Annotated in this window: 11 protein-coding genes; 4 read left to right on the plus strand and 7 right to left on the minus strand. The window is 70.8% G+C overall.

Annotated elements, in window-relative coordinates; genetic code table 11:
• The first annotated feature begins 205 nt into the window (after nt 1–205).
• The 3 genes from D7X74_RS29900 (at nt 206) to D7X74_RS29910 (ending at nt 4133) form a co-directional block, all read left to right on the plus strand.
• A complete protein-coding gene (locus D7X74_RS29900; protein WP_233595856.1) occupies nt 206–1528 on the plus strand; it encodes an OmpA family protein in 1323 nt (440 codons plus the stop codon).
• Nucleotides 1529–1623: 95 nt separating this feature from the next.
• The gene (locus D7X74_RS29905; protein WP_120536419.1) at nt 1624–2982 is read left to right on the plus strand and encodes a WGR domain-containing protein; all 1359 of its coding nucleotides are present in this window, start codon (nt 1624–1626) and stop codon (nt 2980–2982) included.
• Nucleotides 2983–2996: 14 nt separating this feature from the next.
• On the plus strand, nt 2997–4133 hold the full coding sequence (locus D7X74_RS29910; RefSeq protein ID WP_120536420.1) for an STM4014 family protein: 1137 nt from the start codon (nt 2997–2999) through the stop codon (nt 4131–4133).
• Here the strand turns inward: D7X74_RS29910 and D7X74_RS29915 are convergent.
• The 4 genes from D7X74_RS29915 to D7X74_RS29930 all read right to left on the minus strand — a co-directional run bounded on the left by D7X74_RS29915 (nt 4100) and on the right by D7X74_RS29930 (nt 8587).
• Nucleotides 4100–4999: an STM4011 family radical SAM protein gene (locus tag D7X74_RS29915; RefSeq protein ID WP_120536421.1), complete on the minus strand. Its 900-nt coding sequence runs from the start codon at nt 4997–4999 to the stop codon at nt 4100–4102. The two genes, D7X74_RS29910 and D7X74_RS29915, sit on opposite strands and share 34 nt — an antisense overlap.
• A complete protein-coding gene (locus tag D7X74_RS29920) occupies nt 4996–6309 on the minus strand; it encodes an STM4012 family radical SAM protein (RefSeq protein ID WP_120536422.1) in 1314 nt (437 codons plus the stop codon). The genes D7X74_RS29915 and D7X74_RS29920 overlap by 4 nt, the downstream gene beginning before the upstream one ends.
• A complete protein-coding gene (locus D7X74_RS29925) occupies nt 6306–7118 on the minus strand; it encodes an STM4013/SEN3800 family hydrolase (protein WP_120536423.1) in 813 nt (270 codons plus the stop codon). Before D7X74_RS29925 ends, D7X74_RS29920 begins: the two co-directional genes overlap by 4 nt.
• Before the next feature lie 86 nt (nt 7119–7204).
• Entirely contained in the window at nt 7205–8587 is a 1383-nt protein-coding gene (locus tag D7X74_RS29930) for a hypothetical protein (protein WP_120536424.1), read from the minus strand.
• 222 nt (nt 8588–8809) lie between these two features.
• Here D7X74_RS29930 and D7X74_RS29935 point away from each other — a divergent pair, with 222 nt between their 5' ends.
• Nucleotides 8810–11119, plus strand: coding sequence for a S8 family serine peptidase (locus D7X74_RS29935; RefSeq protein ID WP_120536425.1), 2310 nt, complete (start codon nt 8810–8812; stop codon nt 11117–11119).
• Here D7X74_RS29935 and D7X74_RS29940 read toward each other — a convergent pair.
• The 3 genes from D7X74_RS29940 to D7X74_RS29950 all read right to left on the minus strand — a co-directional run bounded on the left by D7X74_RS29940 (nt 11091) and on the right by D7X74_RS29950 (nt 14810).
• Nucleotides 11091–12584: a hypothetical protein gene (locus D7X74_RS29940; RefSeq protein ID WP_120536426.1), complete on the minus strand. Its 1494-nt coding sequence runs from the start codon at nt 12582–12584 to the stop codon at nt 11091–11093. The genes D7X74_RS29935 and D7X74_RS29940 overlap by 29 nt on opposite strands.
• A gap of 129 nt (nt 12585–12713) precedes the next feature.
• On the minus strand, nt 12714–14192 hold the full coding sequence (locus D7X74_RS29945; RefSeq protein WP_120536427.1) for a hypothetical protein: 1479 nt from the start codon (nt 14190–14192) through the stop codon (nt 12714–12716).
• A gap of 123 nt (nt 14193–14315) precedes the next feature.
• Nucleotides 14316–14810, minus strand: a complete 495-nt coding sequence (locus D7X74_RS29950) for a peroxiredoxin (protein ID WP_120536428.1) — start codon at nt 14808–14810, stop codon at nt 14316–14318.
• Nucleotides 14811–15079 lie beyond the last annotated feature (269 nt).

The following is a 15079-nucleotide window of genomic DNA, read 5'->3' on the forward strand; positions in this document are numbered from 1 at the left end:
GGGAGGGGACGGGCCTCGGATCCATGCCCTCCGAGGATGATCCATCCGGCCGCCCCCACGCCAGGACAGGATGGAACGTTGAATTCACGGCGAAGCCCTCAAGCCGAGGGCGAGCTGCAGACCTGTCGCGCCCGCCTGCACCCTCTACAGCGATGTATCCCTGCATCGTCCGGAGGCCACCTTGTGCCATGCTGCATGGCGCCTCGTGGATTCCTCCTTCCTCAAGATTGGATCACTCGTCCTCGCGGGACTTCTTGCCCCGGGTGCGCTCGCGGCGGAGTCGACGCGGGAGGAGCAGGTGCGCGCGGAGCTGGAGCGTCAGCTTCGCGCCATGGTCCCCGAGTCCCCCGCCGAAGTGCAGCTGCTCTTCGAGGGCTTCAAGCCCGAGGACGGCTACCGCCTGGTGGAGAGCGACTTCCTCCTGGACGGCGAACCGCTCGCGGTGCCGTCCATCGATGAGCTGAACGCGCCCGGCATCCACCGGCTCGCCGTGATGAAGGTCGAACCGGGGGAGCACACCCTGGTGTCGCGCGTCACGTACACCAACGGCTCCTGGAGCCTCTTCAGCGAGTCGAACGGCTTCCTCTGGAAGATCACCGCGTCCGTCGGCTTCCAGACCCAGCGCGGGCTGCGCGTCGCGGTGAAGGCGTCCCCCCGCGTCGTCCCCAATGCGCCGGATCCGCGCCTCAAGCTCAAGCTCACCCACGCCGTCACCGTGGAGATGATCCAGCCTCCGCAGGACGAGCCCGCCGTAGCCGTGAAGCCCGCCACGGTGGACGCGGGCGCGCCCGTGAAGCCGCCGCCGGACGCGGGCGCTCCGGTGAAGGTCGTCCAGCCCGCGACGCCCGACGCTGGCGTGAAGACCTCGGTCGTCTCCGTGACTCCGCCCGTGGAGCGCACGCCGGCGCCCACGGGCCGCCTGCGCCTCCAGGTCACGTCCAAGAAGCCCACCTCCGCCACCGCCTTCGTGCGCGGCACGGGCGAGCCCCTGAAGCTGGTGCTCCCCCGCAGCAAGCCCCACGAACTGCCGCTCTCCGCGGGCGCGTACACCGTGGACCTCATCGCCGACGGCTTCCTCGCCCAGACGCGTCAGGTAGAGCTGGCCGCCGGCGCCGATGCCTCGCTGGCCTTCGCCCTGGTGCCCGCGCCCAAGGCCGCCAAGGCCGCCAAGGTGCTCGAGAACCACGTGGAGCTGCCCCAGCCCCTGGGCTTCGAGGAGATGAAGCCCGTGCCCACCAAGACCTCGCTCGCGGGCCTGGACCTGGTCGTGGATCTGCTCGTGCGCGACCCCAAGGCCCGCCTTCGCGTCGAAGGACACACCGACGGCCGCGAAGTGCCCGCGCCCGCCCGCCAGGGCCTCTCCGATGCCCGGGCGCGCGCGGTCGTCGACCTGCTCGTCCGGGCCGGCGTGGCCCCCTCCCGCATCGAGGCCGTGGGCATGGGCGACCGCAGCCCCAAGGCCCCCAACCTCATTCCCCGCGGACGTGACATGAACCGCCGCGTGGAGCTGGTGCTGCTGCGCCCCTGAGTGCCCGCGCCGTCGGGTGACGGCGCTTGAGGTTGTCAGGGGCCTCTTCTAGCGTCCGGAGCGTTCGCTTCGCCGCCTCGGGAGAGAGTCGCGCCATGCCTCGGTACGAGTTCACGGAAGGCAGCTCCAGCAAGTTCTGGGAGATCACCCTGGAGGGCACCACGCTCACCAAGCGCTGGGGCCGCATCGGCACCGACGGCCAGGAGAAGGTCGAGGACTTCGAGTCCAAGGCCGAGGCGAAGAACGCCTATGCCGCGCAGGTGAAGGAGAAGGAGAAGAAGGGCTACGCGCTCGTCGCGGGCTCGGGCCCAGGTGGCGGTGACGCACCGGCCCCGGTCTCCGCGTCCGACCCGGCCCTGGAGGCCGCCATCCTCGCCGCCCCCGAGGATGTGAAGGGCTACCTCGCGTACGCCGAGTGGCTCAAGGGCAAGGGTGACCCTCGCGCGGAGCTCATCCAGCTCCAGCACGACACGCTGGAGGCGTCCTCCGCCTCCGCCACGCTGATGCGCAAGCGGGCGGCGAAGTACATCGCGGAGCACGCGGACTCGCTGCTCGGTGAGGAGCTGACGGAGGCGATCTCCGGGGAGGCCCTGAAGCTGGAGTGGCACCTGGGCTTCATCCGCGAGGCCCATCTGGGTCAGGTGGACTACGACTCGAACGAGGACATCCCCGAACTGCTGGGCCTGCTGCTGGCCCACCCGTCCGCGCGGTTCCTGCGGAGCCTCACCCTCGGCATGGCCTGCTTCGACGGTGAGAACGAGTACCACGACACGCTCAAGGTGCTCGGCAAGGCGAAGCCGTCCACGACGCTGCGCCACCTGTTCATCGGTGACTTCGAGTACCCGGACGACACGGAGATCTCCTGGACCCACGTGGGCAACCTCCAGCCCCTCTACAGCGTGTTCCCGCAACTGCGGGAGCTGCGCGTGCGAGGCGGTGAGGTGGAGCTGGGGAAGATCGACCTGCCGGAGCTGCGCTCCTTCACCGTGGAGACGGGCGGCCTGCCGCTCAAGGCGGTGAAGTCCATCGTGAAGGCCTGGTGGCCGAAGCTGGAGTCGCTGGAGATCTGGTTCGGTTCGGAGAACTACGGCGCGGGCGGTGGGGTGAAGGACATCCAGCCCCTGCTCGACGGCGAGGGTGTGCCGAACCTGCGCAAGCTGGGCCTGCGCAACGCGGAGTTCACCGACGCGCTGTGCGCGGTGCTGCCCAAAGCGAAGGTGGTCGCCCAGCTCCAGGAGCTGGATCTGTCCATGGGCACGATGACCGACGCGGGCGCGGAGGCGCTGGCCTCGAACGCGAAGGCCTTCCAGCACCTCAAGACGCTGGATGTCTCCAACAACTTCCTGACCCAGGCCGGGCAGAAGCGGGTGGCCACCGCCGCCCCGTCCGTGATTCGTGGCAACCAGCGCGAGCCCTACGACGAGGACTCGCGCTACGTCGCCGTGGGCGAGTAGTCCCTCCCACGCCCATGTCCGCCGCGCCGCCGTTCCTGATCATCGGCAATCCCGGGAACCGGCGCGTCACGCTCTTCCAGGAGGCCCTGCACCACGCGGGGCTTCCTCCCGCGCACGTCGTGGCCTGGGAGACCGTGGCCCGCGAGCCGGACGTGCTCCTGGAGCTTCCCGACTCGGAGCGCATCGTCCGCATCGACGCGGCGGGGGAGGACGCGGAGGTCGAGCGCGCCTTCCTGAAGCGCGGCCACGCGGATGCGCTGACCCTGGGCTGTGACGTCGTGACCCCGGAGCAGGTGGACGCCCTGCCTCCCGAGCACGGCCGCGTCCTGTGCCCCCGGCAGCACCACCTGGGCCTCCTGCGCGTGCTGGGGGACCTGACGGAGCGGTTCGCCTTGCGTCCCACGTGGCGTGTGCTGTCGAAGCCCCCGGCCATCGCGGAGCTGTTCGACAAGCGCATCACGTCGCGCCGGTACGCGGCCCTGGGCATCCCGGTGCCGCCGTTCCTGGACGGCATCGCCACGCCGGAAGCGCTGCGCGACGGCATGCGCGAGGCGGGCTGGCGCGAAGCCTTCGTGAAGCTGTCCTGTGGCTCGTCCGCGTCGTGCCTCGCCCTCTACCGGCCGGGACGTTCAGCGGGCTCCGCCGGCTCGCTGCTCACCAGCCTGCACCGGGGGGCGACCGGGTGGTTCAACTCCCTCAAGGTGCGGCGCACCTCCGACGCCGGGGAGGTGGACGCGGTGCTGTCCTTCCTCCTGCGCGAGGGCTCGCAGGTGGAGCAGGCCTTGCCCAAGGCCCGGCTGGGCGGGGACGTGTTCGACTGCCGCATCCTCACGGTGCGCGGCGAGCCCGCCTTCACGGTGGTGCGTCAGAGCCGCCACCCCATCACCAACCTCCACCTGGGCGGCTACCGCGGTGACCTGGAGGAGTTCCACGCGGCGGTGCCCGCGCGGGAATGGGAGGCCGCGCTGGAGAGCTGCCGCGCCGTGGCGCGCGCGCACGACTGCCTCCACGTGGGCATCGACCTGATGTTCGAGGAGTTCTTCCACGGCCCTCGCGTGCTGGAAGCCAACGCCTTCGGGGACCTGCTCCCCGGCCTCACGCGCGACGGCCTGTCCGTCTACGGCTGGGAGATCCGCGAAGCGCTGCGCTGACTTCCGCCGCTCCACAGCCTGGAGGTCGGCACGCGCTCCAGCAGCCCGGAGCCGAACACCCGATCCAACTCCAGGTAGTCCAGGTGCACGTAGCCGATGTGGCAGCCGCACGTGTCCTTCGAGCACGCGCGCGGCTTCAGCGCCTGTTCGAAGTCCGGCGCGTAGAGGTTGCCCAGCGGCTCCTTGATGAAGTGGCACCGGTAGGCCGTGCCATCCCCGTCCACCGACAGCACGGACTCGCCCGCGCGGCAGGCCTTGCCCCGGCTGGGGTGGCGGGTGTTGTTCACCGGGAAGAGCGGATCGATGCGGGTGAAGCGCTCCACGTCCTCGGGCGAGTACGCGTCCAGGCCGTCCTTCACCGCGTTGATCCACAGGTACGTGTCTTCCGGCAGCTCGCGGCGCAGCGCCTCCGCCTCGTCGGCGAAGCGGCGGAAGCCCACCATGCCCGCGCTGTGACGCACGCCGTGTTCGCTCAGCCGTTCGCACTGCGCCAGGAAGCGCGCGCGCTTCATCCACTCCGGGTGGTACGTGGCCCAGATGCCCAGCTTGTCGGTGCGGCAGTCGGTGAGCCAGTCCAGCCGGCAGGAGAGGTTCGTCTGCACCGCCGCGCGCTCTACGTGGGGCAGGTGCGTCAGCCGCGCCAGGGCCTGCTGATACCAGGGCCAGATGAGCGCCTCGCCCCACGGCGTGAAGAAGACGGACAGCGTGTCCTGCGTGCGCGACTCCACCCACGCGAGGAACCGCCCCAGGTCCGCGCGGTCCTTCGTCAGCTCCTCCTCGCTCTGCTTCCACTTGCCGAAGGGACAGTACTCGCAGCCGTAGTTGCAGCCGGACAGCGGGCCCCGGTAGAGCACGGTGAGCTTCATCGCCAGGCGTACTCCTGCTTGCGCTTCTGGACCGCCTCGGAGTCCAGCCAGGGGCCAATCAGGTCCGAGCGCTCCACGCCCGCCGCCGTGAGCTGGAACACGCCGTCCACGTCCCGCGCCAGCCCGTGCGCCTCCAGCTCCGCGAGCATCGGAAAGTCCTCGCGCGCGTCCGTGCCGAAGCGCTGGCGGTACGCACCCGGACACACGCCCTCCGCCAGCAGCGACAGCACCAGGTGCCGGTGGCGCTGCTCGGCCTCATCCAGCACGAACCCGTAGCGCACCTCTCCGAAGGACGCGGTGTCGCGCTCGCTGTACGCCTGGATGATGCCGCGCACCTCGCGCGAGGCGACCGCGTACTCGGACGAATAGTGCACATCACCCGCGTACGAGCGCGCGCCCACGCCCAGCCCCACCATGCCGTCCTCCTGGCAGCGGTACACCGCGCCCCGAGCGGCCGGCGCGTGCTTCGCGCGGAACATCCGCATCGACACCTGCGTGTAGCCCTGCGCGAGCAGGAAGTCGCGGCCCGTGCGGTACAGCGACAGGCGCAGGTCGTCCCACGCGCGCGACTTCTTCCCCAGGAAGGTGAGGGGCCGCACATAGAGCGGATAGAGGTAGACCTCCTCCGGCGTGTACCGGAGCGCCGCCTTCAGCGAGTGCAGGAAGGTGTCCGGCGTCTGGCCCTCGATGCCGTAGATGAGGTCCAGGTTGAGCGTGGGGAAGCCCGCGCCCCGGAGCAGCTCCAGCGTGGCCTCCACCTGCGCCGTCTTCTGCGGCCGCGCCACCGCGGCCACCTCCGACTCCAGGAAGCTCTGCACGCCCATGCTCACCCGGTCCACACCCCGGGCCTTGAGCACCGCCACCTTGCCCGCGTCCACCGTCTCCGGCGACACCTCCACGGACATGGGCACGGCGCGCGGATCCACGCCCAGGTCCGCCGCCAGGTCGAACACCGTCTCCAGGCCGGCGACGTCCAGCAGGGTGGGGGTGCCCCCTCCGATGGCGGCGCGCGCGAACGTGGCCGGCCCCAGCGCCTCCTTCACGCGACCGGCCTCGCGTTTGAGCGCGGACAGCCACGCCTGGACCACGCCTTCCTTGGGGCCCGCGGCGGTGAAGAGGTTGCAGAACCCGCAGCGCATCTCGCAGAAGGGCACGTGCAGGTAGAGGAACAGCGCGTCCCGCCGCTCCTTCGCCCAGACGTCCTCCAGCGGAAGTGCGGGCGTGAAGGGCCGGTAGGCCGTCTTGTGCGGGTAGCCGTAGAGGTACGCCACATAGGGCGTCCCTTCGAGCATCGACTCCAGGCGCGTCATGGCGCGGAGTCTATCGGCAGGACGAACTCGCCATACGGAACAGTCCACACCACCGGGTGCCCCAGCCGGTGCCCCGAGTAGCCGTCCTCGCCATAGGCCGTCCCATGGTCCGAGCACACGATGCAGAACGCCGGCCCCCGCCGCCGCAGCGCCTGGAACAGTCGGGGCAACTGGCCGTCCACGTACGCCAGGGCCGCCGCCTGCGTCTCCCGGGAGTCCTCCGTCGCCCCGGGCACGTAGTGCCGGTTGGGCTGGTGCAGCGCGGAGACGTTGATGAACAGGAACACCCGCTGCTCCCGAGGCAGCGCCTCCAGGATTTTCACTGCGAGTGATGCCTGATTTTCCGTGGATTGGGGGTCTGTCACCCCCAGCTCCGGGGCCCAGTGAGACTCGGCGAAGAGTCCCGGGAGCACCCGGCCCAGGGGATTGCGGAGGTTGAAGAACCCCGTCCCGCCAATACACACCGTGTGATAGCCGCGCCCCGCGAGGCCGGTGACGAGGTCCGGCGCGTCCAGCACGCAGGTGCCCGGGCCCGTCGTCTCGCTGCCCTCGAAGCGCAGGGCGAACGGGCGCGGGTGCCGGCCGGGCGCGACGGGGGTGGGGAAGAAGCCCGCGAAGAAGGCCTGGTGCGCGGCGTAGGTGAAGCTGGCCGGGCTGTGGCGCTCCTCCCACCGGCCGCCGGGCAGCAGCGCGCCGAGCGTGGGCGTGCGACCGCCCTCCAGCGCTTCCCGGGCCACGTCGTACCGCAGCGTGTCCAGCGTGAGGAAGAGCAGGTCGTGCGTGCCGACCAGCGCGTTCAGGTCATGCATGCGGAGTCTGCCGAGCCTCGGCCGGGCAGGGGGCCCGTGACGCCCGTGACGTCAAGGCCCCCCGCTTCCGGTCCGGGACAGGGGGACTACGAGATGCTCGGCGCCGGCTCGAACTGGGGCTGGGTGGCCGCGGGAGTCGGCGTCGGGGCCGGCGTCGAGGCGAAGGGCCGGCGCGAGCCGTCCGGGCTCTGGGTCGCGTTGAACAGCGACGTGGCGAAGGTCTCCTGCCCGCGCTGCGACAGCGCGCGGAACGCCTGGTCCATGGGGCGCTGGCCACCGGCCATGTCCGGCCCCAGGGTGCGGCCCAGCAGCTCCCGGGCCTGCGACTCGTTGAGGCGCACCGAGTACGGGGAGCCATCGTTCATCGCCGCGTCGTCGCCGGAGAAGGCACCCCGGGCGATGCGCGCGGCGTTCGGATCCGTGAACGTGAGGTCGTAGTGCGTCTCCGCGGGCTGACCGGGCCGCGTCGTGGTGGTCGCGCGCACCGAGTCGTTGATCCGCGTGTCGCCCTGGCCGGTGCCGTCCGGATTCAGCCGCAGGTCGGTGGCCTGGGTGCTGCCCGCCACGTTGCGGTCCGTCTGGCGCACGGTCTGGTTGCCGTCGCCGTCGCCCGTGAGGTTCGTCCGGCGCTCGGAGGTGGCCACCTCACGGCCCATCACCCGGCCCGAACGGTTCTGCTCCAGGCCATCCGTGGTGCCCACGTTGCTCACGCCGGGACCGTTCTGGGAGGGCAGCTGGCCGGTGCGCAGGAAGTCCTGGTACGCGGCCCGGCCCTCCGGCTGGGTGATGTTGAAGTCCGCCGTCTGGGTGCGCTCCAGGCGCTGATCCTGCCGGCCTTCCAGGCCCCGGGCGCTGGCCGCGTCCCGCTGACGGCCCTGCGACGTCACGGTGGCGCGCAGGGTGTCCGGCGACGTGCGCTCCAGTTCATAGCGCTGCGTCTGGCTGCGGTCGTACGACGCGCCCAGTCCCAGCTCCCGGCCCGCCCGGCCCGGACCCGCCGGGAGGCTCGCGTTGAAGCCCGCCTGTCCGGAGACCTCCGCCCGGGCACGCGTGCCCACCGGCCACGTTTCAGGGGCGGCGGGGTTGGGAAGCTGGCCGGCGCGCATCGCGTCCGTCGCGGCCTGGCGGGGAACGTCCACGCGCACGCTGCCGCTCGCGCTGAACGAACCCGACGCCGACAGCCGCCCGCCGCGCGGCGTGGAGCCCCGGTTGCCCACCTGGCCCTGCGCCTCCATCACGAAGTTGTCACCCTCCGTCCGTACGCTCGCGCGGCCCGACGGACGCAGCGCCGCGGCGGGCGTGAAGGTGGAGCGCTCACGCTCGGCGCGCGCGGCGGCGGCCAACTGCGCGGTGTCGACCTGCGGCGCGGCGGGGGCCTGCGACTCGGCGGGAGGCGCCTGGCGCTCCACGGGAGCCACCGGCGTGCGGGGCAGGGTGGACGAAACGGGGCGGTTGGAAATGGAAGTCATATGCACAGTTTATCGGGCATTCCGACGCCGATGTTTCCGCTCACGGCGTAGGACTCGCACTCCTGAAAGATGAGAGTTCCTGGATTTCATCCACACCTCATCCCACCTGAAGGAGGACGCTCGCAGCGCAAAAAGCACGCCCTGTTGCAACTCAGTGGCATGACTTGAAATACGGCCTAAATACGTATTACAGGTTTATCTCACCTTAAAGGGAGTGCCGACATGCAGAACATGCGGAAGCGGTTCTCGACGTCCCCTCGTAGCTGGCAGCCGTTCACGGCGCTGGTCCTGGGCTGCACCCTCGCGGTTCCCATGGGCGCGCTCGCCGCGGATCGCACGCCCCCGGCGGCCTCGCGCGCGGCCGTGTCCCCGGGCGCGGCGGTCGTCACGGCGCTGAAGGCGGGCGGCAACGCGTTGGCGACGCCCTCCGGGTGGGTGTTCCATCAGACGGCGCGGCCCGTGAGCGCCCTGCGCACGCTGGACGTGGTGCCGGACACCGGTGTGCAGCTCCACGTCTGGAAGGAGCGTCAGGCGGACGGCACGGAGCAGGCCTATTCGGCGTACACGCGCGGCGGCACCGAGCTGCTGGGCCGCGTGCAGCAGGAGCAGTACCTCATCCGCCTGCAGGAGGCGTCGTTCGATCCGCTCGCGCGCACCGCGCCGCTTTTGGGCAACACGCTGGTGGCGGACCGGAGCAACACCCTGTCGCTGGTGCAGTTCCACGGCACGCCGCTGCCGGAGTTCCGCGCGACCCTCGAGAACGCGGGCGGCAAGGTGCTGCGCTTCCTGTCGGACCACACCTACCTCGTGGAGATGGAGGCGGAGGTCCGCGCTCGCGTGGCGCAGCTTCCCTCGGTGCGCTGGGTGGGGGACTACCACCCGGAATACCGCCTGGAGCCGGTGCTGCGCGACGCGCTGCTGGGACGGGCGGAGGCGCTCGCGCCGCAGCGCTACTCCATCATGCTGGGTGAAGGCGGCCCGGCGCGGCAGGCCCGCGTGACGGCGCTGGTGCAGCGGCTGGGCGGCAAGGTGGACCTGGTGGAGCCGGGCGGCCTGCGCGTGGAGGCCACGCTCAACCAGGAACAGCTGGGCCAGCTGGCGCGCGCCAACGAGGTGCAGTTCATCGACCGGTGGGGCGGGCCCGGCGAGACGGACATGGACATCGTGCGCGAGACGGGCGGCGCCAACTACATCCAGGGGCTCCGGGGCTGGACGGGGCAGGGCGTGCGCGGAGAGATCTTCGACACCGAGCTGCGCACCACCCACCGCGAGTGGCCCACGGCGCCCATCATCCACAGCACCGGCACGTCGTCCGGGTCGCTGCACGGCACCAGCTGCTACAGCCACAACTTCGCCCAGGGCATCGACCCGCTGGCCAAGGGGCTGCTCCCGAGCGGGCAGGGCATCTTCTTCCTGTACTCGGAGTCCACCCAGTTCGGCGGCACCAAGTCGCGCCTCGCGATGAACCAGGAGCTCATCAACCCGGCGGGGCCCTACCGCGCGGTGTTCCAGACCTCCAGCGTGGGCAGCACGTTGGGCACCGCGTACACCACCCTCTCCGCGGAGGTGGATGACTACCTGTTCAAGGCCCCGCTCCTGAGCACCCAGTCCCAGAGCAACTCCGGGACGCGCAACTCCCGCCCGCAGGCGTGGGCGAAGAACATCGTCTCCGTGGGCGGCGTGCGGCACTACAACACGCTGGCGCGCACGGACGACCGGTGGAGCGCCGGAGGCAGCATCGGCCCGGCGGCGGACGGCCGCATCAAGCCGGACCTGGCCTTCTATTACGACTCGGTCCGGGGCGCGTCCGGCTCCAGCGACACCAGCTACACGGAGTTCAGCGGCACCAGCTCCGCGACGCCCCAGACGGCCGGCCACTTCGGCCTGCTGTTCCAGATGTGGCACCAGGGCGTGTGGGCCGGCAAGGGCGGCAAGGCGGACGTCTTCACCAGCCGCCCGCAGATGGCCACCGCCAAGGCGCTGATGATCAACGGCGCCGCGAAGTACAACTGGCTGGCCGGCGGCGCCAACGCGGACCTGGACCGCTACAAGCAGGGCTGGGGGACCTCCGACCTCAAGCGCCTGTACGACCGCGCCGCGAAGACGTTCATCATCGACGAGACGGACGTCCTCACGCCGCTGGCCACCAAGACGTACAACGTCACCGTGGCCTCCGGTGAGACGGAGTTCAACGTCACGCTGGCCTACAAGGACCCCATGGGCACCGTGGGCGCGGCCCGGGCGCGCATCAACGACCTGTCCCTGCGCGTCACGTCACCCTCGGGCGTCGTGTACTGGGGCAACAACGGCCTGACCGCGGGCAACGTCTCCACCTCCGGCGGCGTGTCCAACAAGGTCGACACCGTGGAGAACGTCTTCCTCGCGCAGCCCGCGGCGGGCACGTGGAAGGTGGAGGTCCTGGCGGAGGAGATCGTCCAGGACGGCCACCCGGCGACGTCGGCCGTGGACGCCGTCTACGGCCTGGTCGTGAGCGGCGGCACCCTCACCACGGCGAAGGCTTCGCAGCCGTAGTCCCCGGCGCCGTCACCGCGCCGTGCATGACCGCCGGAGCTTCCGGGGCACGCGCGGCGCGCTGCAGGACGGGCAGGGACGCGCTCAGCTGTCCCAGGTAGAGCCGGCCATGGAAGCCCGTCTGTCCGGGCCCCGCGAAGAGCAGCACCTTCCGGGGCGTGTCGGGCTCCTGGCGCACCTCCGCCGTCGGGTTGATGCCGTGCACGTCGCAGTCCACCTGCTGCCAGACGTTGAAGCGGCACGCGTAGTGGATGCCCCGGGTGAAGCCCACCTCCAGCGCCTTGACGGGCGAGGAGGGCAGGGCCTTCGTCAGCCGGGCGCCCATGGGCTCGAACTTCGAATCCCAGTCCACCCCGACGGTGCGCACGTGCACGTCGCCCGCGAGCACCAGCAGCCACGCGTCCGGGTTCGCCTGACGGAAGGCGATGAGGTTCTTCGCCATCTCCTCCTCGCGCGCGTTGCCCGAAGCGCCGTTGGAGTCGAACGCCACCAGCGAGATGGCGTGCCCCTGGGTCCTCAGGCGTCGAGCGGCCTCGATGAGGTGGATGACGCCCGCGCTGCTGCGGCCGTCCTGATCCACGCGGCGGAAGAAGTCACTGAGCACCAGCAGGCGCTCCAGGTCCGGGCCCGAACCCGCGCTCGCCAGGTACTCGTCCAGCGCGGCCTGATCCACCGACGGCACGGACAGGGCCAGCGCCACCGGCAGCTTCCTCGCCGTCGCGTCACAGAGCATCCGCGCGGCGGCGTCCGGCAGCTCGCGCGTGCCGAGCGGATCCGCCACCAGCACCGTCTGGCCGGCGACGAGCAGCGGCTCCACGCCCTGCACCGCCTCACCGCAGCGGGGCGGGGCGTCCGCGGACTCCGGGCCCCAGGCGGGCACCTTCACGTCGCGCACCGGGATGGACGCCTTGCCGCCCACCAGCTCCAGCGAGGGGACCATCTCCAACCGGGCCAGCAGCTTGCGCTCCTGGGGCAGGTCGCGGATGCCTCGGCGCAGCTTGAAGCCCTCCAGCGAAGGCACGTTCTCGAAGGTCTCGCGCGCGAAGGGATCGCGCTCGTGGAGGTAGCGGTGATCGTTCGTCTTCTCGCTGCCCGGCTCGGGCATCTGCTGCTCCACGGCCGCCTCCGCCTCACGGTACTGGAGCCGGAAGATGCGGATGACGGACTGGCGCGGGCCCACCTCCTCGCCGCGCACCATATAGCGCTCGAAGGTGCGGTTGCCCCGGACGTTCACGCCAATCTCCCAGGACTGGGAGAACAGCTCCTTCGTGTCGTTGTGCTCGAAGACGTCCAGCCGCTGCTCCTCCAGCAGCCGGCGCGTGACGAACAGCGCCTCGTCCAGGGGCACCCGGAGGATCTTCTCCACGGTGGGGGTGGGCTCGGCGTCCACCGGGTCCCCATCCAGTCCGCGCGACAGGGCCGCGCAACCGGTGCACAAGAGTCCCAGCGTCCAGTGCCATCGCATGGCTCGACCCCCTCGCGGGATGGAAGCGGCAGGCGTGCCGCCCATCCGCACCAGCCTACGCATTCGGGTCGTGAATGCCGTCCGACTGTTGCGCCAGGAAACCATCTGTCCGGCGCGCGACGAGGACCGTCAGGGATTCTCCGCCGGCTTCGCGTCCTCTTGTTGCTGGGCAACAGGACGGTGCGACCCCGGGGCAGCCCGCTGGATGACGGGCGGGGACGCGTTGAGCGCGCCCACGTAGAGCCGGCCGTGGAAGCCCTTGTCGCTGGGCGTGGTGAAGAGCGCCACCTTGCGCGGCGTGCCCGGCTCCTGGCGGACCTCCACCGACGGGCTGAGCGCGTACACGTTGCACTCCACCTGCTCCCAGACGTTGAAGCGGCAGGAGAACTGCGAGCCTCGCGTGAAGCCCACCTCCAGCGCCTTCACGGGGGAGGAGGGGACGGCCCGGGTCAGCCGCGAGCCCAGGGGTTCGAAGTCCTTGTTCCAGCTGACCGGCTTCGTGCGCACGTGCACGTCGCCCGCGAGCGCCAGCAGCCACACGTCCGGGTTCGCCTGACGGTAGGCGATGAGGTTCTTCGCCATCTCCTCCTCGCGCGCGTTGCCCGAGGCGCCGTTGGAGTCGAACGCGAGCACCGTCACCGCATTGCCGTGGGCACGCAGCCGGCGGGCCTGTTCGATGAGGCGCAGCAGGGCGCCGCTGCTGCGGCCGTCCTGGTACACCCGGCGCCAGAAGGAGCTGGTCACCAGCAGGCGCTCCAGGTCCGGGCCCGAACCCGGGCTCGCCACGTACTCGTCCAGCGCGGACTGATCCTCCGACGGCAGGGACAGGGCCAGCGCCACCGACAGCTTCTTCTCCGCGGCGTCACAGAGCATCCGCGTGGCGGCCTCCGGCAGCTCGCGCGTGCCCAGCGGATCCGCGACCAGCACCGACTGCCCGGCGACGAGCAGCGGCTCCACGCCCTGCACCGCCTCACCGCAGCGCACCTCCGGCTGGGCCGCGTCGTCAGCCCAGCCCTCCACCGTCACGGAGCGCACCGGCGCGGACGTCTTGCCGCCCACCAGCTCCAGCGAGGGGACCATCTCCAGCTTCGACAGCAGCTGCTGCTCCAGCTTGAGGTCGCGGACGCCGCGCACCATGGTGAAGCCTTCCATGTCCGGCACGCCATCGAACGAGAAGCGCTCGAAGGTCTTCCGGGCCAGGTACTTCTCCTCCTCCTGGACGCGCTCGTTGAGCCACTTGGGCTTCTGCTCGATGTTGGTGTCCTGCTCGCGGTAGCGCAGGCGGAAGACGCGGATGATGGACTGGCGCGGGCCCAGCTCCGCGCCCTTCACGAAGAAGCGCTCGAAGGTGCGGTTGCCGGGCCGGTTCACGCCGGGCTCGTGCGCGGAGGTGTACAGCTCGTGGTGGCCCTCGCGCTCGAAGACGTCGTAGCGCTGCTCCTCGAAGACGTGGCGCATGGTGAGCATCGCCTCGTCCAGCGGCACCAGGTACACCGTCTCCTCGGTGGGCAGCTCTCCCTGCTCCATGCCGTCGGCGTGCAGGTCCCGGGTCAGGCTGGCGCAGCCGCCGACACACAATGAGAGCCCCAGCATCCAATGCCACCGCATGATGTGACCTCCTGCCGCCCGACCGCGTTCCATGGTGCACGCGAAGGGAGGGATGGCGTCCCGGCCCCCGAAGCCAGGACGCCCGGAATCAGTCTACCGGGAAACGGCCGACATCCGCGTGGGTCACCCGGAACGGGCGGGGGAGGTTCCCTGGCCCGTGAGCGACCGGACGACGTCCAGCGCGCCGGTGACGTGCTTCTTCACCTGCATCTGCGAGTCGAACGCGTAGCGGATGGTGCCCGCCCGGTCCGCGATGAAGGTCACCCGGCCCGGCAAGAGGCCCAGGAAGTTGGTGCCCACCCCGAAGGCCTTGCGCGCCGCGCCATCCGGGTCGCTCAAGAGGCGGAACGGGAGCCGGTGCTTGGCGACGAACTTCTCATGCGACTCCGCGGAGTCGCTGCTGATGCCCACCACGTCCGCGCCCGCGTCGGTGAAGTCCTGGTACTGGTCGCGCAGGCTGCACGCCTGGACGGTACATCCCGGGGAGTCATCCCGAGGGTAGAAGTAGATGACCAGCGCCTTGTCACCCAGCAGGTCGCGCAGCCGCACCGGCGCGTTGCCCGGCCCCATCAACGTGACGTCCGGAACGGCGTCCCCTTCTTGCAGCGTCTTGCCCATGGCACCTGCCTCCCTCTTGCTGGGCGGGGAGCATGGACCGCGCGTGGCCTGACCCGCAAATCAATCGACCGGGTTGCCCGGGCTTCAAGGGCCTGGGCATTCTTTCAGGGAATGCCGTCTCGCGACCTGATGGACACCGAGGAACCCCGCCGGGGGGCTGCCCGCGCCGCCCCGCCGGAGCGGCTGTACCTGCTGTTGTTGGAGGGCAACACGTCCACGCTGGTGCCGCTGCCCCGGGAGGGGGCGGTGGTCATCGGGCGGGCGGTGGG

Source organism: Corallococcus sp. CA047B, assembly GCF_003612065.1.
Taxonomy (GTDB): domain Bacteria; phylum Myxococcota; class Myxococcia; order Myxococcales; family Myxococcaceae; genus Corallococcus; species Corallococcus praedator.

Bases quoted from the DNA above. Each gene is read 5' to 3' on its own strand.
- D7X74_RS29905 (WP_120536419.1), top strand. From the start codon at position 1,624: ATGCCTCGGTACGAGTTCACGGAAGGCAGCTCCAGCAAGTTCTGGGAG.
- D7X74_RS29910 (WP_120536420.1), top strand. From the start codon at position 2,997: ATGTCCGCCGCGCCGCCGTTCCTGATCATCGGCAATCCCGGGAACCGG.
- D7X74_RS29915 (WP_120536421.1), bottom strand. From the start codon at position 4,999: ATGAAGCTCACCGTGCTCTACCGGGGCCCGCTGTCCGGCTGCAACTAC.
- D7X74_RS29920 (WP_120536422.1), bottom strand. From the start codon at position 6,309: ATGACGCGCCTGGAGTCGATGCTCGAAGGGACGCCCTATGTGGCGTAC.
- D7X74_RS29925 (WP_120536423.1), bottom strand. From the start codon at position 7,118: ATGCATGACCTGAACGCGCTGGTCGGCACGCACGACCTGCTCTTCCTC.
- D7X74_RS29930 (WP_120536424.1), bottom strand. From the start codon at position 8,587: ATGACTTCCATTTCCAACCGCCCCGTTTCGTCCACCCTGCCCCGCACG.
- D7X74_RS29935 (WP_120536425.1), top strand. From the start codon at position 8,810: ATGCAGAACATGCGGAAGCGGTTCTCGACGTCCCCTCGTAGCTGGCAG.
- D7X74_RS29940 (WP_120536426.1), bottom strand. From the start codon at position 12,584: ATGCGATGGCACTGGACGCTGGGACTCTTGTGCACCGGTTGCGCGGCC.
- D7X74_RS29945 (WP_120536427.1), bottom strand. From the start codon at position 14,192: ATGCGGTGGCATTGGATGCTGGGGCTCTCATTGTGTGTCGGCGGCTGC.
- D7X74_RS29950 (WP_120536428.1), bottom strand. From the start codon at position 14,810: ATGGGCAAGACGCTGCAAGAAGGGGACGCCGTTCCGGACGTCACGTTG.